The following is a 20,279-nucleotide window of genomic DNA, read 5'->3' on the forward strand; positions in this document are numbered from 1 at the left end:
TTCATTCTGCTCTATGCATAACTACCCGCGCGTAAAGTTTCTTACATTATACTGGCGCAAAGTGGTTGGCTAAGTTAGTCTTTGAGCGTTTGCTGGCTGTGCCAATGATGACGGAACCGCATATTTGATGATGAAAAAAAGCTATCCAACACTAGTTGCCACCCTTGTATGGGCGGCTATTTACAGTCAGCAAGCGCATGCTGACCTTGCGCAGCAGTGTATGCTGGGTGTCCCTGTTTATACAAAACCGATTGTAAAAGGCGACCCTAACAACCTGCCTATTAATATTACGGCTGAAGATGTTCGTGGTGAATACCCTAATTTTGTTGAATATGACGGCAATGTCGATATCCAACAAGGGAACCAAACACTGACGGCTGATAAAGTTAAATTAACGCAGACTGAAACTGCGGGGCAACCACCCGTTCGTGAAGTTACTGCCACGGGCAACGTTCACTATGATGACCCTCAAATTATCTTAAAAGGCCCTTCTGCTTGGTCAAATTTAGATAATAAAAATACCGACGTAAACGACGGTAACTACATGATGGTCGGTCGCCAAGGCCGTGGTGATGCGACGAAAATGAAAATGCGTGGCGAAAACCGTTATTCCATCATGGAAAACGGGACATTCACCACGTGTTTACCTGGCAATAATAGCTGGAGCGTTGCGGGCTCTGAAGTCATTATCGACCGCGAAGAGGAAGTGGCTGAGATTTGGCATGCGCGCTTTAAAGTCGGCGATGTACCGATTTTCTACAGCCCATACATGCAATTACCGATTGGTAATAAACGCCGCTCTGGTTTCTTGATCCCAACAGGCAGCTACTCGAATAATGATGGCTTAGAATTTTCTTTACCGTATTATTGGAATATTGCCCCTAACTACGATGCGACCATCACGCCTCAGTTTATGACTCATAGAGGTGTGAAGTTAAACAACGAATTCCGTTATCTCATTACACCAGGTACAGGGACTGTTGCCTTTGATTATATCAATCGCGACCGTGCTTATATCAAAGATAAAGACCGTGAAAAGCGTGCTGCTCGTGATAGCGATGACCGCTGGTTATTCTATTGGCGTCATTCAGGCACCTACGCGGGGCACTGGAATTTTGCATCTGATTACACCAAAGTCAGCGATCCACAATACTTTACCGATTTCAGCTCTCAATATGGTAGTACAACTGATGGTTACGCTACGCAAAAATTCAGCGCAGGCTATTCAGATACCAACTGGAATGCAAAGGTAACTCACAAACAATTCCAAATCTTTGCAGATAACCCGAACAAACGCGCTTATAAAGCAGAGCCTCAAGTTGACTTCAATTATTATAAAAATAATTTAGGTGCTTTTGATGTGCACACCTATGCACAAGCCGCTCGCTTTACCAGCGTGGGCAAAAATAACCCTGATGCAACGCGTTTACACATTGAGCCAGAAGTGAACCTGCCATTATCTAATGGCTGGGCAAACATGAATAACAGCATCAAACTGTATGCCACCCATTATGACCAAGATATTCCAACATCAAATACGGATACTAGCTTAGAGAAAAACGTTAGCCGCGTGCTCCCAATGTTTAAGAGTGATGCGAAAGTCGTTTTCGAGCGCGACCTTTTCCAAGGCAGCGATTATGTACAAACATTAGAGCCTCGTGTTCAATATCTGTATATTCCGTATAAAGATCAGGACAATATCAATAACTTTGACTCATCTTTATTGCAATCGGATTACAGTGGTTTATTCCGTGAACGTATTTACAGTGGCCTTGACCGTATCGCTTCTGCAAATCAATTTACTACGGGTTTAACCACGCGTGTCTATGATGATGCACTCGCAGAACGTTTTAATTTCTCTGTTGGGCAAATCTATTACTTTGAACGCCCACGTGCAGGGAACTCAAACCGCCCTATTGATGATAAGAGCAACACGGGTTCTTTACTGTGGGCGACAGATTCTATGTGGCGCATTGATGAAAACTGGGGCATTCGTGGTGGGTTACAATACGACCGCCGCCTTGGTAACGTCACAATGGGTAATGCCGTTGCAGAATACCGTTTAGATGCCGACCGTTTAGTTCAATTGAACTACCGTTTTGTTGACCGTGATTATATTCAAGCCACTTTCCGTGATTTAGATAAAATCGGTAAAAATCAGGAATTACCAGAATATCAACGCGGTATCTCTCAAGTCGGTACAGTTGTAAGTTGGCCGTTAAGTGAACAATGGGGCTTTGTCGGTTCCTATTATTACGATACAAAACAACAGCAATCTGCAAGCCAATTGGTTGGATTGCAATACAATACTTGCTGTTGGGCAGTCAACCTTGGTTATGAACGCAAGATTGTCGGTTGGCAAAAAGAGAAGTTCAGCAGCGAATATGACAATAAATGGTCAGTCAATGTGGAACTTAGAGGCCTAAATAACAATCATAGTTTAGGTAGTCAGAAAATGTTAGAGGCGGGCATCATGCCTTACCAACGTGCTTTCTGATGACAAATAACATCGTTTATTCTGAATAACATGTGACTTACTCTGAATAATTCGAGGTGCAGTTAGGCGACAAGTGAATGAGTCGCTAGGAGCATACATTAGTATGTGACTTGCGCGAGTGAGTGCAGTCAACAACACTGCAACTCGAAGTATGACTGTATTTACTCTGAATAATTTGAGATGTATTTAATCTAAATAATTCGAGGTGCAGTTAGGCGACAAGTGAATGAGTCGCTAGGAGCATACATTAGTATGTGACTTGCGCGAGTGAGTGCAGTCAACAACACTGCAACTCGAAGTATGACGAGTAAAACAACGTATTAGCCCGCATTTTGCGGAATCAAAGTCAATATTATAGGACCATTATGAAGAATTGGAGAACGCTTATTCTGGGACTGATGTTCGCAAGCTCTGCTACGTTGGCTGCGCCACAGCAAATGGATAAAGTGGCTGCGGTTGTCAATAACGGAGTTGTGCTAGAAAGTGACATCCAGAATATGATCAACACCGTTAAGCTGAATGCACAAAACGCACGTCAGCAGATCCCTGATGATCAAACTCTGCGCCATCAAATCCTTGATCGTTTGGTGATGGATAACATCATGCTGCAAATGGCGAGCCAAATGCAGATCAATATCCCTGATGAAGCAGTTACCGCAACCATCGCCGATATTGCCCGTCAAAATGGATTAACACTGGAACAAATGCAACAGCGTTTAACCGCTGATGGCATCAACATGAACCAGTACCGCAGTGAAATTCGCAAAGAAATGCTGATTGCAGAAGTTCGTAATAACGAAGTTCGCCGTCGCGTAACCATTTTGCCACAAGAAGTTGACTCCCTTGCTGAGCAGATGAGTTCACAAGCTAACTATGAAATGGGCGTAAATCTGAGCCACATTTTAATTCCACTACCAGAGAATCCAACACCAGAACAGTTAAAAACCGCGGAAGCGTTAGTGGACAAAATTTTAGCTGACCTGAAAAAAGGCGGTGACTTCGGTAAATTAGCCATTGCTTACTCTGCCGACCCTCAAGCACTCAAAGGCGGAAATATGGGTTGGTCGCGTCTGCAAGAGCTTCCTGTCGTATTTGCTGAACAGCTAAAGAATGCGAAAAAAGGGGATATCGCAGGACCAATCCGTTCAGGTGTCGGTTACCACATTTTACGCGTGAATGATGTCAGTGGTGGTAGCCAACCTATCTCTGTCACTGAGGTAAAAGCACGCCATATCTTGATTAAATCATCTCCAATTATGGATGATGCACAAGCAAGACAAAAACTGAATAAAATTGCCCAAGACATCCGTTCTGGTGCCGTGTCATTTGAAGATGCAGCGAAAGAAAACTCAGAAGACCCAGGCAGTGCATTAAAAGGGGGTGAACTTGGCTGGAATATGCCTGATATTTACGACCCAGCATTCCGCGATGCATTGATGAAACTGAATAAAGGCGAATTAAGCCAACCTGTTCCGTCAAGTTTTGGCTGGCACTTAATTCAGTTAGAAGACACACGCAGTGTAGATAAAACAGACGCTGCGCAAAAAGACCAAGCTTACCGTTTACTGTTCAACCGTAAATTTAACGAAGAAGCGCAAAGCTGGATGCAAGAACAACGTGCTTCCGCTTATGTGAAAATTGTTGATGGCCGCGATAACCAAGCTCAAGATGAAAAATCTAACTAAGCCGATTGTGATTACCCCTGGTGAACCTGCAGGGATTGGCCCAGACTTGCTTATCCAGCTCGCTCAACAGGCATGGCCTGTTGAGCTTGTTGCTTGCGCAGATCCCAACTTATTACTTGAGCGCGCTAAAACATTAAGTTTGCCGCTCACGTTGGGTAAATACGAGCCAAATGACGTACCTAAAGCACACACTGCAGGCCATCTATCCATCGTTTCTGTGCCATTAAATGCCTCGGTGAAAGCAGGAGAGCTTAATGTCAACAATGGCAACTATGTGGTTGAAACACTTGCTAGAGCCTGTGATGGTTGCTTAACAGGTGAATTTTCCGCCATTGTGACGGGGCCTGTGCATAAAGGCATTATTAACGATGCTGGTGTTTCTTTTAGTGGGCACACCGAGTTTTTTGCCGATCGTAGTGGCTGTGATCGTGTAGTTATGATGCTGGCAACAGAAGAATTACGCGTTGCCCTTGCAACCACACATCTCCCGCTAAAAGACGTTTCAGCCGCGATTACACAACAAAGCCTCCATGAAGTCATCACCATTTTACATCATGACTTGCAAACTAAGTTTGGCATTGAAAAACCGGTTATCTATGTCTGTGGGCTGAATCCTCATGCAGGAGAAGGCGGTCACATGGGTACAGAAGAGATTGATACCATTGAACCTGCATTGGAAAGTTTACAAGCACAAGGCATCCATTTAGTTGGGCCACTGCCAGCGGATACACTTTTCCAAGCCAAATATTTAGACCACGCTGATGCAGTTTTAGCAATGTATCACGATCAAGGTCTTCCTGTGCTAAAATACCAAGGTTTTGGTAGAGCGGTAAATATTACCCTCGGCCTACCATTTATCCGCACCTCCGTCGACCATGGCACAGCCCTTGAGCTCGCAGGTACGGGTCATGCAGATGCGGGAAGTTTTATCACCGCATTGACATTAGCTATCCAAATGACATCTAAGAATACATGAATAATCGAGTCCATCAGGGGCACTTTGCCCGCAAACGTTTCGGGCAGAACTTTTTAACTGACCAGTTTATTATCGACAGCATCGTTGATGCGATGAACCCTCTGCCAGGTCAATCCATCGTTGAAATCGGCCCCGGTTTAGGCGCACTCACTGAGCCAGTCGGTAGCCGTATTGAAAAAATGACGGTAGTCGAACTTGACCGTGACCTCGCGGCGCGTTTACACGTCCATCCGCAACTCAAAGATAAATTAACGATCATTCAGCAAGATGCCATGACCGTTGATTTTGGTGAATTGGCGAAACAAGCAGGTCAGCCACTGCGTGTGTTTGGTAACCTACCTTACAATATTTCAACACCATTAATGTTTCACCTATTCACATTCACCAACTCCATAGCTGACATGAATTTCATGCTGCAAAAAGAAGTGGTAAACCGTCTGGTAGCAGGCCCTGGCAGTAAAGCCTTTGGTCGCTTGAGTGTAATGGCTCAATATTATTGTCACGTCGTACCTGTACTTGAAGTGCCACCAACAGCGTTTACTCCCGCTCCAAAAGTAGATTCAGCCATTGTCCGCTTGATCCCACACCGTGAGAATCCATATCCTGTTAAAGATATTAAGTTCTTAAGCCGGATCACCACGCAGGCCTTTAATCAACGCCGAAAAACCATCCGTAACAGCCTTGGTGATTTATTTAGCGCTGAAGAATTAACTGAATTAGGCATCGACTTAAGCACCCGTGCCGAAAATATTTCTGTTGAACAGTACTGCAAAATGGCAAACTATCTTTCTAACCGATCAGAATAGAATGTTGAAGGAGGCACTATGCTTAATGAACCGAATGTAAGCATCCAAGTTCAGAGTGTCTATATAGAGAGCCAATCTCAGCCCGATATTGCCAGATATGTGTTTGCTTATACGATTTGCATTCGCAATTTAGGGCGTGATCCTATCCAATTAATGAGCCGCTATTGGCTCATTACTAACAGCGATGGCCATAAAACAGAAGTTCAAGGTGAAGGGGTTGTTGGTGAACAGCCAATTATTCAGCCTGGAACTGAGTATCGTTATACCAGTGGTGCGGTTCTTGAAACGCCAATGGGTACGATGGAGGGCTATTACGTGATGATTAGCACGCAAGGGGATAATTTTCATGTGGATATCCCTGCTTTTCGTCTGGCAATTCCAACACTGATTAATTAATTATGTCGACATATATAGTAGGTGATATTCACGGCTGCTATCGTGAATTACGTGAATTGATGGACAGTGTCAATTTTGACCCGCAACGAGACACACTATGGTTAACAGGTGACTTAGTCGCTCGAGGTGCAGAGTCGCTGCAAGTTTTACGTTATGTCAAAAGTCTAGGTGATTCTGCTCGTTTAGTCTTAGGCAATCACGATCTCCATTTACTTGGGATCTATTGCAAAATTAGCCGCAATAAGCCTAAAGATCATCTTGATGAATTATTGCATGCACCTGATTTGGATGAACTAATCAACTGGTTACGCCGCCAACCATTGCTGCAAATCGATGAAGAGCGGAAAATGGTGATGACCCATGCAGGGATAACACCACAATGGGACATTGAAACAGCCAAAATGTGTGCAAGGGAAGTGGAAGCTGTTCTCTCTAGTGATGCTTACCCTTTATTCATTGACTCAATGTATGGTGACATGCCAAATAATTGGTCTGATAGCTTGATGGGGCTCGCGCGATTACGCTTTAGCACTAATGCACTGACGCGCTTACGCTACTGTTTCCCTAACGGCCAGTTAGATATGATCTGCAAAGAAAATCCGAAAAAAGCCCCTGCGCCTTTAAAACCTTGGTTCGATTTGCCTAGCCAACTTCCTGAAGACTATTCGGTATTTTTTGGTCATTGGGCGTCATTGGAAGGGAAATGCACACCAGATAACGTATATGCAATGGATACAGGTTGTTGCTGGGGGGGGGATTTAACGCTGCTCCACTGGGAAACTAAGCAATACCATCACCAAAAGTCTTACCAAAAGAGTCGCAAAGAATCTTAATTGAATAAAATGCAAAATGGCGCCATTAAGCGCCATTTTTGTATTTGTAATCGATTGAAAATTAATCTCTTTTCGTCAGAATTTCGAAGCAATACCCGTGAGTATTATTTTCATCCGCTTCGTGATATTCCGTAAAGATAGAATCCCACTCATCGGGTTCATATGCAGGGAAATGTGTATCGCCAATCACTTCAGCATCAACATGCGTCAAATAAAGCTTATTGGCTAATGGTAGAAATTGTTGGTAAACCTTACCACCACCAATCACCATTACTTCTTCAACACCCTCTATCGCTTGCGCGGCGGCAAGTGCCTCTTCAATAGAAGTAACCCAAATAACCGTATTGTCCGCACCTGCTGGATGGCTGCTCAGTACAATGTTGACTCGCTGCGGTAAAGGACGCCCAATAGATTCATAGGTCACACGCCCCATAATCACAGGTTTATTTAACGTATTTCGTTTGAACCACGCGAGATCCCCAGGCAAATTCCAAGGCATCGCTTTTTCCATGCCGATAACCTGATCGATCGCCATTGCTGCGATTAAGCTAATATTCATTTACTCACCTTAGAAGCAAAATATAAAAATTGAGCACACTATACGTAAAGAGATTTGCTTCGTCGACTAAATTTAAACTTCCTTAAACAGCTTTGAATCACTTATACTCGAATTGCTAAAATTAAGACTAAAAATAACATTAAAAATCAAAAAAGAGCCTGTTTTCCTCTCTGAAGAGCCAGACATTCAGTAGATAATTGTTAAGCGCCAAAAAAGACCAAAACAGGGCTAAACAAAGAGATATGTATCATGTACGAAACCAGCATTATGGTGGCGACAATCGCCGCATTAGGGATGCTCTCACCAGGGCCCGACTTCTTTCTTATTGTCAAAAATGCCGCCCGTTACCAACGCTCTGCAGCACTCATGACCGCCTTTGGTGTGATTGCAGCCATTGCTTTACATATGTCTTATTGCGTTGCTGGACTTGCGGTATTAATTACCACCACACCATGGCTATTTAATATTTTAAAATATGCAGGTGCTGCTTATTTGGTATGGATAGGCGTTAAAAGCTTATTGCCTCAGTCTAGCAATTTGGCCGATTTGAGTACCACTAAACACGAAATTGTTTCATTTAAAAAAGCATTTATGCAGGGGTTTCTATGTAATGTATTGAACCCAAAAGCGACGCTATTCTTTCTTGCCGTATTTACCCAAGTGTTGGATATCAATTCAACGTTTGGTGAAAAACTGTGGTTTGCTTTTATTATCTGGGGATTAGCCGTTATTTACTGGCCCATTCTGGTGTTTCTTATCCAAAGTGCTCCTGTCAGAAAAGGGTTGGCGAAAGTGCAAAAATATGTCGATAGAGTACTTGGCGTGATTTTAATTGCCTTCGGAATTCGTGTTGCACTGAGCTAGTTAGCTTAATACATAAAAAAGCAGGTTCTGAATACAGTACCTGCTTTTTGTTTTGCCTATTAATAATTAGTATTGCATCGCTTCTTGTGGTGCAACTACCATCTGACCAACTGAGCCTAGATCCGCTTTTTCCAAGTTTTGGCTATAAAATAAAAATGGAAAATGGTTGTAGGATGGTTGCATCATTTGTACTAATAATTCAGTACGGCCATTCACCCAAACGGTATCTTTCCAACCGTAATCTTCAGGTGGCGTAGGTTGCCCATTCCGATTAATAATTTTAAAGCGTACACCCTCAATATGAAATGCTTGAGGTTCATTTGTGGTGACAATCCAACGCTCCCAATTTCCTTGGCGGCTGGTAATATCCACACGACGGGTATCAATGGCTGCATTATTAATACCAAAACCATCATTAAGGTGAATGTCTCTTTGTGTAATACTGGAGGTAACTTGCGTCTTATCTTCCGTCAATTGCGTTGGCAAACCATCGGTTACCAATGACATCAAACCTGTCGCTTTAATGGTCAACACATTCGTCGAAATTAAGCTATTCGAAGGCTCAAACAATCCTTTTAATCTATCCATAAACGTAGCAGATTCGCCAGCAGTAATACTCAGTTCCTGCGTTTTAGCCATATCAATTAATACTTCACGCCTTTCACCTGGTGCAAGAGGTAACTCTTGAACATTCACTGGAACCGTTAATAACCCTTGATCCGAGGCAATCATCGCAAATGGGCGACCATCACTGATTTTCATTACATAATTACGTGAATTTGATGCATTTAATAACCTTAAGCGTACCCAGCCGCGAGACACTTCAATATAGGGGTTTTGTACACCATTGACTAATAATGTATCCCCGAGGAAACCATTTTCATTGGCTTTATATTCAGGAACACCAAAGTTATCCAACCGTTTGTCTTGAATGATCACTGGAAAATCATCTACGCCATAATGGTTAGGTAAACGAAGGTTTTTTGTAACATCATCTTCGATAATCCACATACCCAACAACCCATTATGGATTTGCTGCCCCATTTTTCCTTGCGTATTTGCATGGTACCAAAGCGTCGCCGCATTTTGGCGAATTGGGATCACTGGAGACCAATCCGCATTAGGGGAGATTAACCTTGCTGCACCACCAATTTGTGTGCCAGGTATCTGCAGCCCACTGACGGTCATTGAAACCGCTTCGGGTAAACGATTGCTGTATATTAACTTGATATCATCGCCATTTTTGACTTTCACCGTCGGGCCTGGGGAAGAACCATTTATCCCCCATACATCCGCAGAATATTTTCCATCAAAAGACCAATGGACTTTTTGTAGTGTTAAAAAAAGCGGCTGTCCAGACCGAGATTCTAACAGTGGAGGAACAGGCAATGCCGTTTCACCTTCGGCACTCGCATTAATTGGCGCATAAAACACACACAGAGCCACCCCTACCGCTACTAGGGTTTGGCATCGATTGAATGACATAAATTCTCCGCTAAACAAACATTCCAGCGCATTTTATTTTTTAATATTCGAGATTTTCAGCCTATGAATTGGCTAATTTTAGATTGGCGCTAGTAATAATACGACTTAGAGACAACAATTTGTTACTTCGCTAATTTTGTGAGCCATGATATCGCGAAAAAAGATTAAATTCTAAAAATATCTTTCTAATATATAAAAATTTAATTAATAGAATTATAAATTGTGTGGTTTATTAATTAGGGATGAATATATGGCAAAGAAATGGTTATTGGCTTGATGTTAGTTGGTATACACAGATAAAACTAAGGGCAATGATTTCCATCGCCCTTTTTATAGCATCCAATTAATTTATTACGGTTTTTTAGCTTGCTTATTCATTTCTTCCACTTCTAAATCAAGCTCTTTGATTTTAGCTTCCATCAATGAATGACAATACTCCGATAACTCCCTAACTTGATCACGGCTATAGGCTGAGGTATCGATAGGCTCTAGCATCTCAATAATAACATTGCCATTGTTCCAGCGATTTAGCTTAATTTTGCCCTGTGTACTAGATACACACACGGGAACAATCGGCACTCCCGCTGCTATAGCGGCATGGAAAGCCCCCGTTTTGAATGGGAGTAAACCGCGGCCACGGCTGCGTGTTCCTTCGGGGAACATCCACACTGAAATCTTACGTTTTTTGATTTGGTTTGCCACTTGAGAGATTGTGTTATGCGCTTTCGAACGATTCGCACGATCAATCAAAATATTCCCCGTGATCCAATATAAAAAACCAAAGAAAGGGATGAACACCAAGCTCTTTTTACCAACTGTGACTGTTCTAGGCAACACACCATTCGACATCGTGACCATATCGTAGTTGTTTTGGTGGTTACCAATATAAATACTTGGACCATAGCCTTTCGCCTTTTTAGGCACGCGGTTGATAACTTTTATACCAAAAACAACGGATAAGCGCCCAAACATATGACCGAATGTCATCACGTGTTTTGGGTTACGTGGGCTGAATAAGCAATAAATGCCACCGCCCACACAAACGAGGATGGTGTAGATAATAACAATAATCGCTCTAATAAGCGCTAACATACTAACCCCAAATTAGCGGAGCCTCAGCGCCCCGCGATGAATTTTAACCTTCGGTGCCAAATACAATGCCTTGATAGGGCACCCATCAAACTTATTGTTATACCTTATCTACAGGTTCGATATCGATACGCTCGATATTGTGCATTCCACGAGGCAAGGATGTTCCTTTACGGCCACGCTCCGAACGGTATTTCTGTAGATCTTCGGCTTTAAATTTCAGTTTTCGTTTACCAAAATGCAGCGTCATTGAAGCACCAACAGGTAAAAGCATCAACCATGTTAATACATCTTCACCACTTGCCGCTTGTGCGCCCGCAATATTGATAATTTTATTCCCTTTACCTTTTGAAAGCTGAGGCAAATCTGCCACAGGGAATATTAACATACGCCCTGCTTTCGTGATTGCCAATAACAAGTCTTCTTGCTCGTTATTTAGCTCAATCGGTGCCAATACTTTGGCATTTTCAGGTAATGAAATCAGTGCCTTACCGGATTTATTTTTTGTCACTAAATCATTAAATGTGCAAATAAATCCATAACCCGCATCTGATGCCATCAAGTATTTTTGCTCTTCTGGCGCCATTAAGACGTGCTCAATCGTTGCGCCTGGTGGCAACGTTAATTTACCCGTAAGAGGCTCACCTTGGCTACGCGCAGATGGCAATTCCAGAGGATCAACCGAATAGCTACGCCCAGTGGTATCAAGGAATACTGCAGCTTGGTTTGATTTACCGCGGGCAGCACCTTTAAAACCATCACCCGCTTTATAGTTCAGGTTGGTTGGCTCAATATCATGGCCTTTCGCACTGCGCACCCAACCCATATCAGACAGCACAACTGTAATCGGCTCTGATGGCAGGATTTCATGTTCGCTCATCGCTTTCGCTTCTTCACGCTCTTGGAGTGGAGAGCGACGGTCATCACCATAAGCTTTCGCATCAGCCTGAATTTCTTTTCTAATTAACGTATTCAAACGACGCTCTGAACCTAAAATCGCTTGTAACTCATCACGCTCTTTCGCTAATTCGTCTTGTTCACCACGGATTTTCATCTCTTCCAGTTTGGCTAAATGACGTAATTTTAGCTCTAAGATAGCCTCTGCTTGTGTGTCCGAAATATTAAAGCGAGACATCAACACAGGTTTGGGCTCATCTTCAGTACGAATGATTTCAATAACTTCATCAATGTTTAGATAAGCAATTAATAAACCGTCTAAAATATGTAGGCGTCTTAAGACTTTGTCTAAACGATGGTTCAAGCGGTTACGTACAGTTTGACGACGATAAGTAATCCACTCCGTTAGTATCTCAACCAAGCCTTTCACCGCAGGGCGGTTATCTAAACCAATCATGTTGAGGTTAACGCGGTAGCTTCTTTCTAAATCCGTTGTCGCAAATAAGTGGGTCATCACTTGTTCAAGGTCAACCCGATTACTGCGTGGAACAATCACTAAACGAGTTGGATTTTCATGATCAGATTCATCACGTAAATCTTCCACCATCGGCAATTTCTTCGCACGCATTTGGCTAGCGATTTGCTCAAGAACTTTGGCTCCCGAAACCTGATGAGGTAATGCTGTAATGACCGCATTGCCATCTTCTTTTTCCCACACTGCACGCATACGTACTGAGCCACGGCCGTTTTGATAGATTTTACGAATATCTTCACGGGAAGAGATAATTTCGGCTTCTGTTGGGAAATCTGGGCCTGGTATATACCCCATGATCTCATCAAGATTCAGGGTCGGTTTTTCCAGTAAGGCGACCAAAGCTTCCGCCACTTCACGGGCATTGTGTGGTGGAATATCCGTTGCCATCCCGACCGCAATACCCGTTGTCCCATTTAACAAAATATTGGGTAAACGTGCAGGCAACATTTTCGGCTCGTTCATCGTGCCGTCAAAGTTGGGTACCCAGTCAACAGTACCTTGACCTAACTCGCTAAGTAATACTTCTGCGTATTTAGATAAACGTGATTCCGTATAACGCATCGCGGCGAATGATTTTGGATCATCTGGAGCCCCCCAGTTTCCTTGCCCATCCACTAATGGATAGCGATAAGAAAACGGCTGCGCCATCAACACCATTGCTTCATAACACGCACTATCACCATGTGGGTGATATTTACCTAACACATCACCGACGGTTCTCGCCGATTTTTTGTATTTTGCACTATTACTGAGGCCAAGTTCCGACATCGCATACACAATACGACGCTGAACAGGTTTTAACCCATCACCAATAAATGGCAACGCCCTATCCATAATGACGTACATCGAATAGTTTAGGTAGGCACTTTCAGTAAAAGCATGAAGCGGTAAACGCTCCACACCATCATGAGTAATTTCACTCATTCAATTCGTTCCTTACTCTTTTTATCGCAGGATGTTAGACATCAATTTCAGCCATATCGCCTTTTTCTTGCAGCCAATTACGGCGATCTTCTGAACGTTTCTTCGCCAAAAGCATGTCCATCACTGCAAGGGTTTCTTGGTAGTTTTCATCATCGATGATCAACTGAACAAGGCGACGAGTATTGGGATCCAACGTGGTTTCACGCAATTGCAGTGGGTTCATTTCCCCCAGCCCTTTAAAGCGCTGAACGTTTGGTTTCCCACGTTTACGGCTTAACCTGTCGAGAACCGCATTTTTTTCGCTTTCGTCTAATGCGTAAAAGGTTTCTTTGCCTAAATCGATACGATACAACGGCGGCATTGCCATATACACATGCCCCGCTTTCACTAACGTTGGGAAATGGCGTACAAATAACGCACACAATAATGTGGCGATATGCAAACCATCCGAGTCCGCATCCGCAAGGATACACACTTTGCCATAGCGTAGCTGGCTTAAATCTTCACTGTCAGGGTCGATACCAATCGCCACCGAAATATCATGAACTTCCTGTGAAGCTAGTACTTCATCAGAAGAGACTTCCCATGTATTCAGTATCTTACCGCGAAGTGGCATAATCGCTTGATATTCACGATCACGGGCTTGCTTCGCTGAGCCCCCTGCCGAATCCCCCTCAACAAGGAACAACTCTGTCATACTTAAATCTTGCGAGCTACAATCCGCCAGCTTACCTGGTAATGCAGGGCCGCTTGTCAGCTTTTTACGCACCACTTTTTTCGCAGCACGCATCCGACGTTGAGCGCTTGAAATCGCCATTTCTGCAAGTTGCTCGGCAATTTGCACATTTTGGTTTAACCACAGACTAAAGGCGTCTTTGACCACCCCAGAAACAAAAGCAGCACATTGGCGTGAAGACAAACGCTCTTTGGTTTGCCCCGCAAATTGTGGGTCTTGCATCTTAACTGAAAGCACATAAGTACAGCGCTCCCAGATATCATCCGCAGATAATTTTATACCACGAGGCAGGATATTACGGAATTCACAGAATTCACGCATCGCATCAAGCAAGCCTTGGCGCAACCCATTTACGTGAGTACCGCCTTGTGCTGTTGGAATCAAGTTCACGTAGCTTTCAGTGAGTAGCTCACCACCTTCTGGTAGCCATAATAGTGCCCATTGCGCCGCTTCCGTTTCACTGGAAAACTCGCCAGTAAAGGGTTTTTCTGGCAAGGTTTCTAAGCCATCAACGGATTCCATCAAATAATCCGTTAACCCATCACTGTAGCACCAGCTTTGCTCTGTATTATTGAGCTGATCCTTAAACGTGATTTTCACGCCAGGGCATAAAACCGCTTTGGCTTTTAAGTTATGAGTTAGACGAGAAACTGAAAATTTCGGGCTATCAAAATAGCTTCCATCAGGCCAAAAATGCACGCTGGTACCTGTATTACGCTTCCCACAAGTACCAATTACATGCAAATCTTCGACTTTATCACCATTTTCAAAGGCGATTTGGTAAACTTGGCTATCACGGCGCACAGTCACTTCAATACGTTTTGATAACGCATTGACGACGGAAATACCCACACCATGCAAACCACCTGAAAATTGGTAGTTTTTATTAGAGAATTTTCCTCCTGCGTGCAACTGACCTAAAATCAATTCAACTGCGGAGACTTTCATTTCTGGGTGAATGTCGACTGGCATTCCGCGCCCGTCATCAATCACTTCAAGGGATTGATCTGCGTATAAAATAACTTCAATGTGCCCCGCGTGCCCAGCAAGCGCTTCGTCGACACTATTATCAATTACTTCTTGAGCCAAATGGTTCGGCCGCGAGGTATCGGTATACATCCCCGGACGACGGCGAACAGGCTCCAAACCACTGAGGACTTCAATAGCCTCTGCGTTATAACTAGATTGAGTCATGTTGTCATTCTGCGGTAATTGGTGGTTAATTGAACTATTCAATCAGTGAGTTACTGGTGATAATAACAGTGTTCATGCGTTTTAGCACTATTTCTCTACTAATTGAAGAAAATGGACAATTTGAGAAAAGTAAGCGTCAAAACCAGTAAAGGCATGATTACCGTCAGGTTCCACAGTCTGTTTACACTTTGAAAGATAGGTAACAGCTTCGTGATAATCAAGTACTTCGTCACCCATTTGTTGTAACAGCCAAATTCGATGAGATGCAGAAAGCTGTTCAATATGCAGTGATTTTAGCTCGCCAATATGTTTTGGTTCCAGAACATATTGTTCATGAGTATAGGGATTAATATTGACACCCAAATAGTCTTTCAGCAAGTCAAACGGGCGTACAGCAGGGTTGACTACCACTGCGGGAAGGTGATAACGCTCTGAAAACCAAATCGAAAAATAACCGCCAAGCGATGAGCCAACTAAACCAATGCGCTCATGACGATGCTGTTGAATAATCTCATCCAACATCGCTTCGGCTTGCGCAGGGAAATTGGGTAATTGAGGCACAATCATATCAATGTGTGGATAATTGACCTCAATCCATTGTTTTAAGTGAGTCGCTTTTGCCGATAAAGGCGAGCTATTAAAGCCATGAATGTAAAGTAACGTGGCCATAGTGAATTAATAACCGTCTGAGTCTAGATCAGGGCTAAACTCACGTGTCTCTAAGCGATGCACCGTTGTCGTAATATGCCTTTGCCCTTTTTCGTTCACGCTTAATTCAAGGTATCGCCAACCAGGCGCAACAGTATCTAATGCAAAGTTCGTACAGTGCGGCTTAAATTGCACGCAAGTCGATGGGGTCGCTAATAAACGAATTCCATGCCAATTTTCATCCATTTCCTGATGAATGTGCCCGCAAAGCATCGCTTTCACGTTCGGATAATTTTTTAAATAATCCGCTAAGATATGTGAGTTTCTTAAACTGTGCTGATCAAGCCATGTACAGCCCGATGGCAGAGGGTGATGATGCAGCATCACTAATGTAGTGCGTTGTGGTTCCGCATCTAAACTCACTTTCATCCATTCCAACTGCTGCTCAGAAAGCTCTCCGTGAGGGACGTCTTGCAATTGGCTGTCCAGCATAAGAATTTGCCACTCGTCACCAATCAAGATTTGCTTCGCACTCGAAATCCCAGCCACTCGCAGGCTTTCGACCATTGCAGGAGGATAATCGTGATTTCCAGGGAGCCAAACACAAGGTGCAGGAATACGTTCGATGCCTTTTGCAAAGTGTTGATAAGCTTTTGGTGATTGGTCTTGAACCAAATCCCCTGTCGCAACGATCAAGTCAATTGGGAGATTTTGTGCTGCGATAGCATCAAGTACCGCCTGATAGCTTCGATACGTATTTACACCTAAAAGGGTATTTTCTGTATCAGCAAACAGATGCGTATCAGTAACCTGTAAAATTCTCACTACATTAGAGTGCTTTGCAGTCACTTCAAGCTGGCTATCCAAAAGTCTTCCTTTTCCATAAATATTGTTTATGCCTAATCTATTCTATTCATTACAACTATACAAAAACTCAACACACTTGCAGTTCACCTATCTAACTTATGAATTCTTTTCATAACACCCTAAAACAACACGCTGAATTACGCTAAATAATTCGAGTTGCAAGAAGGCGGCAAGCTAAGCAAGCCCAAGGAGCATACATAAGTATGTGACTTGGGTTGCGCAGTGTAGCCAACACACTTGCAGCTTGCTGTAAAACCTAACTTATTACACGTATTGAACAACTACGCGCCCTAGCAATGCACTGAATTACTCTAAATAATTCGAGTTGCAAGAAGGCGGCAAGCTAAGCAAGCCCAAGGAGCATACATAAGTATGTGACTTGGGTTGCGCAGTGCAGCCAACACACTTGCAACTTGCTGTAAAACCTAACTTATTACACGTATTGAACAACTACGCGCCCTATCAATGCACTGAATTACTCTAAATAATTCGAGTTGCAAGAAGGCGGCAAGCTAAGCAAGCCCAAGGAGCATACATAAGTATGTGACTTGGGTTGCGCAGTGTAGCCAACACACTTGCAGCTTGAAGTATGACGAGTAATTGAAGTATGACGAGTAATTAGTTAAATATCTGCTAATCAGCACACACTTCACTAGATTAATTGTTCTTTAAGATAGTTTCATCCATTTTTCATTAAGTTTTTGATAGTTGAGCTGTAGCCACTGAATGGCAATGACTGTTGCTGCATTATCAATTGTGCCATTTTCTACCCACTGGTATGCCTTTTCTCTGCTAATAACGTGAACTTTGATATCTTCGTTTTCTGAGGCTAAACCGTGGATACCTTCAGCTTGAGTGCTATCGACTTCGCCAACAAATACGTGCATGCGCTCTGTTGTCCCGCCAGGGCTTGAAAGGTAGCTGAGCGCTTTTTCCGCATGGCGGATCTCAAGGCCCGCTTCTTCTATTGCTTCACGGCGAATGACCTCTTCTGGGGATTCATTTTCTTCAATCATCCCTGCTACGGCTTCGAGCAACCACGGCGTTTCGCTGGTTTCTATTGCTGGAAAGCGAATTTGTTCAATTAGCACAACATTATCGGTTTGCGGATCATAGGGTAAAACAACACCCGCGTGACCACGTTCAAAAACTTCACGGCAAATTTCGTTACTCCATCCACCAGCAAACAATTTGTGGCGAAATCGGTATTCCATCATTTGAAAAAAACCGTTAAATAATTTACGCTTGGATATAATTTCAACATCATTTTTGCCATATTTAATTGGCTGTTCTATTTTATTTGTCATTGCATTCTCCAAACACACTGATTTCCATCTTAAGGAAATAATTGTGGATTAAAACTGTTTTTAAGGTTTTTTAACCTCAGATGAGGTAATGTTTAATAAAATTGAGACAAAATGGCACAAAAGGCTACCGTGAATTCAAACGAACCTCTGCTACAATAAGCGCCATTATTCAAATCTAAGAGCAACATAGGGTCTGTTTTTTTATGATTGTCTCTAAAACGCATATTTTTATATCAAAGGCCTCAATTAGGCATGGTACGTTTTAGGCAACAGGCTCAACTTAATTTGCTGTTTAATCAAGGAATCAAAATGAAGAAACTGCTTCCCCTTTTAATTGCGATGAGTTTTGTGGGTCTCAGTACCAATAGCTACGCAGACGATTTACTGCAGGTTTACCAAAAATCGAAAGAAAGTAACCCTGAGTTAAGAAAATCATTAGCTGAACGTAATCAAGCTTTTGAAAAAATTAATGAAGCTCGCAGCCCATTATTACCTCAATTAGGTTTAGGCGCAGGGGCAAGTTACGGTAGTGGTTACCGCGATGCGAATAACACCGAAAGTACTGGTTTAAATGCATCACTGAAATTAACGCAAACTGTTTTTGACATGTCGAAATGGCGTCAACTGACGATTCAAGAAAAAACGGCTGGGATTTCTGATGTCACTTACCAGACTAGCCAGCAACAATTAATTTTAGATACCGCAACTGCTTACTTTAACGTTTTAAAAGCAATTGACGCGCTATCTTATATTGAAGCCAATAAAGAAGCGGTTTACCGCCAATTAGACCAAGTTACTCAACGTTTTAACGTTGGCCTTGTGGCGATTACTGACGTGCAAAACGCCCGTGCAAACTACGATAGCGTTATCGCACAAGAAGTTGCAGGTCGTAACGACTTAGAAAATGCGATTGAAAAACTGCGTCAAGTCAGCGGTGTATACTATAACCAACTGGCATCTTTAAATATTGAGCGCTTTAAAACCACTGAGTTGGGCGACATCAACGCTATCTTAAAAGAAGCAGAAGAGCGCAACCTTAGCTTATTAAGTGCACGTTTGGCTCAAGACGTTTCTCGTGAAAATATCCGTTTAGCAGAAACAGGCCATATGCCAACGGTGAGTCTTGATGCATCAACCGCAGTAACCAATACCTATAACCATGGTAGTGGTTACAACAATAGCTTAACAGGTAAAGGTGCAAGCAACAGTTATAATGGGCAAAACAGCATTGGCTTAAACTTAAGCATTCCTTTATACACGGGTGGTGCAACGAGTTCACAAGTTGAACAAGCACAATACGGTTTCCAAGGTGCGAGTGAGCAACTGGAAAGTGTTTACCGTAACGTGGTTCAGTTAGTTCGTTCATCATTTAATAACGTCTCTTCATCTATCAGTAGCATCAATGCATACAAACAAGTGGTTGTGTCTGCACAAAGCTCATTAGATGCGATGGAAGCAGGTTACCAAGTGGGTACACGTACAATTGTTGACGTATTAACATCAACAACTGCGCTGTACCAAGCGAAGCAAAATCTGTCTAACGCACGTTATGACTATATGATTAACCAACTGAATATTGAATTTGCTCGCGGCACATTAAACGAAGATGACATTGCACGCTTAAATGCTAACTTAGGTAAAGAAATTTCCACTGAGCCAAGCAGCATTATCCGTAATACCAATGCCCCTAAAATTAAATAATTTGATCGTTTAGTTTTAGATAAATAGAATGACCCGCTGTTTTGGCGGGTTATTTTTTATCAAAGCATAAAGAAAACCCTCTAAATCACTCGTTTTACTTCAATTGAATCAGTTAAAACAGTTTTCCCTTCCCTCACTTATAAAATTCAGTTAATTCTCACTTTAGTTATTATTAAATAGCTCAAAAAACAAGCTTAAATTAATTCATTGATATTCAATGGAAATACTCCATTTCTTTTTCAGTTTTAATCAACCTTTCCTCAAAAAAGAGAAGAAAGTT

At 42.7% G+C, this 20,279-nt stretch carries 16 protein-coding genes; 8 read left to right on the forward strand and 8 right to left on the reverse strand.

All coding sequences use genetic code 11. The features are described 5' to 3' along the window. Window positions 1–130: 130 nt before the first annotated feature. The 6 genes from lptD (at window position 131) to apaH (ending at window position 7,193) form a co-directional block, all read left to right on the forward strand. Entirely contained in the window at window positions 131–2,497 is a 2,367-nt protein-coding gene (lptD, locus tag ACE2AL_RS15950) for an LPS assembly protein LptD (RefSeq protein WP_206083807.1), read from the forward strand. A gap of 332 nt (window positions 2,498–2,829) precedes the next feature. Further along, complete coding sequence (surA, locus tag ACE2AL_RS15955; protein ID WP_272516392.1) at window positions 2,830–4,182, forward strand: peptidylprolyl isomerase SurA; 1,353 nt, start codon at window positions 2,830–2,832, stop codon at window positions 4,180–4,182. Then, window positions 4,166–5,158, forward strand: coding sequence for a 4-hydroxythreonine-4-phosphate dehydrogenase PdxA (pdxA, locus tag ACE2AL_RS15960; protein ID WP_375083674.1), 993 nt, complete (start codon window positions 4,166–4,168; stop codon window positions 5,156–5,158). Before surA ends, pdxA begins: the two co-directional genes overlap by 17 nt. Then, window positions 5,155–5,964, forward strand: coding sequence for a 16S rRNA (adenine(1518)-N(6)/adenine(1519)-N(6))-dimethyltransferase RsmA (rsmA, locus tag ACE2AL_RS15965; RefSeq protein WP_206083707.1), 810 nt, complete (start codon window positions 5,155–5,157; stop codon window positions 5,962–5,964). Before pdxA ends, rsmA begins: the two co-directional genes overlap by 4 nt. Before the next feature lie 18 nt (window positions 5,965–5,982). After that, window positions 5,983–6,360, forward strand: coding sequence for a Co2+/Mg2+ efflux protein ApaG (gene apaG, locus ACE2AL_RS15970; protein ID WP_047755704.1), 378 nt, complete (start codon window positions 5,983–5,985; stop codon window positions 6,358–6,360). A gap of 2 nt (window positions 6,361–6,362) precedes the next feature. Further along, entirely contained in the window at window positions 6,363–7,193 is an 831-nt protein-coding gene (gene apaH / locus ACE2AL_RS15975) for a bis(5'-nucleosyl)-tetraphosphatase (symmetrical) ApaH (protein WP_206083706.1), read from the forward strand. Window positions 7,194–7,254: 61 nt separating this feature from the next. On the opposite strand, the gene folA is transcribed toward apaH, so the two are convergent. Beyond that, window positions 7,255–7,752 carry a type 3 dihydrofolate reductase gene (folA, locus tag ACE2AL_RS15980; protein ID WP_225818420.1) on the reverse strand — a complete coding sequence of 166 codons (498 nt, stop codon included), beginning with the start codon at window positions 7,750–7,752 and terminating at the stop codon, window positions 7,255–7,257. A 249-nt stretch (window positions 7,753–8,001) separates the two neighbouring features. Between folA and ACE2AL_RS15985 the strand changes: the two genes are divergently transcribed. Then, a complete protein-coding gene (locus tag ACE2AL_RS15985) occupies window positions 8,002–8,616 on the forward strand; it encodes a LysE family translocator (protein ID WP_206083704.1) in 615 nt (204 codons plus the stop codon). A 66-nt stretch (window positions 8,617–8,682) separates the two neighbouring features. Here ACE2AL_RS15985 and ftsP read toward each other — a convergent pair whose 3' ends face one another. The 7 genes from ftsP to nudF form a co-directional block, all read right to left on the reverse strand. Then, window positions 8,683–10,101: a cell division protein FtsP gene (gene ftsP, locus ACE2AL_RS15990; RefSeq protein ID WP_272539984.1), complete on the reverse strand. Its 1,419-nt coding sequence runs from the start codon at window positions 10,099–10,101 to the stop codon at window positions 8,683–8,685. A gap of 351 nt (window positions 10,102–10,452) precedes the next feature. After that, window positions 10,453–11,193 (reverse strand): 1-acylglycerol-3-phosphate O-acyltransferase, encoded by a 741-nt coding sequence (locus tag ACE2AL_RS15995; protein ID WP_206083702.1) that lies wholly within the window; start codon window positions 11,191–11,193, stop codon window positions 10,453–10,455. 97 nt (window positions 11,194–11,290) lie between these two features. Next, window positions 11,291–13,546, reverse strand: a complete 2,256-nt coding sequence (gene parC / locus ACE2AL_RS16000; RefSeq protein WP_375083675.1) for a DNA topoisomerase IV subunit A — start codon at window positions 13,544–13,546, stop codon at window positions 11,291–11,293. Window positions 13,547–13,580: 34 nt separating this feature from the next. Then, complete coding sequence (parE, locus tag ACE2AL_RS16005; RefSeq protein ID WP_206083700.1) at window positions 13,581–15,476, reverse strand: DNA topoisomerase IV subunit B; 1,896 nt, start codon at window positions 15,474–15,476, stop codon at window positions 13,581–13,583. 87 nt (window positions 15,477–15,563) lie between these two features. Next, window positions 15,564–16,145, reverse strand: coding sequence for an esterase YqiA (gene yqiA / locus ACE2AL_RS16010; protein WP_206083699.1), 582 nt, complete (start codon window positions 16,143–16,145; stop codon window positions 15,564–15,566). 6 nt (window positions 16,146–16,151) lie between these two features. Then, complete coding sequence (gene cpdA, locus ACE2AL_RS16015; protein ID WP_272539982.1) at window positions 16,152–16,991, reverse strand: 3',5'-cyclic-AMP phosphodiesterase; 840 nt, start codon at window positions 16,989–16,991, stop codon at window positions 16,152–16,154. A gap of 668 nt (window positions 16,992–17,659) precedes the next feature. Further along, window positions 17,660–18,298, reverse strand: a complete 639-nt coding sequence (gene nudF / locus ACE2AL_RS16020; protein WP_206083697.1) for an ADP-ribose diphosphatase — start codon at window positions 18,296–18,298, stop codon at window positions 17,660–17,662. Between the two features lie 309 nt (window positions 18,299–18,607). On the opposite strand from nudF, the gene tolC reads away from it, so the two are divergent. Next, window positions 18,608–19,999 carry an outer membrane channel protein TolC gene (tolC, locus tag ACE2AL_RS16025; RefSeq protein WP_206083696.1) on the forward strand — a complete coding sequence of 464 codons (1,392 nt, stop codon included), beginning with the start codon at window positions 18,608–18,610 and terminating at the stop codon, window positions 19,997–19,999. The last annotated feature ends 280 nt before the right edge of the window (window positions 20,000–20,279 follow it).

Source organism: Providencia xihuensis (assembly GCF_041953405.1).
Classification (GTDB): domain Bacteria; phylum Pseudomonadota; class Gammaproteobacteria; order Enterobacterales; family Enterobacteriaceae; genus Providencia; species Providencia vermicola.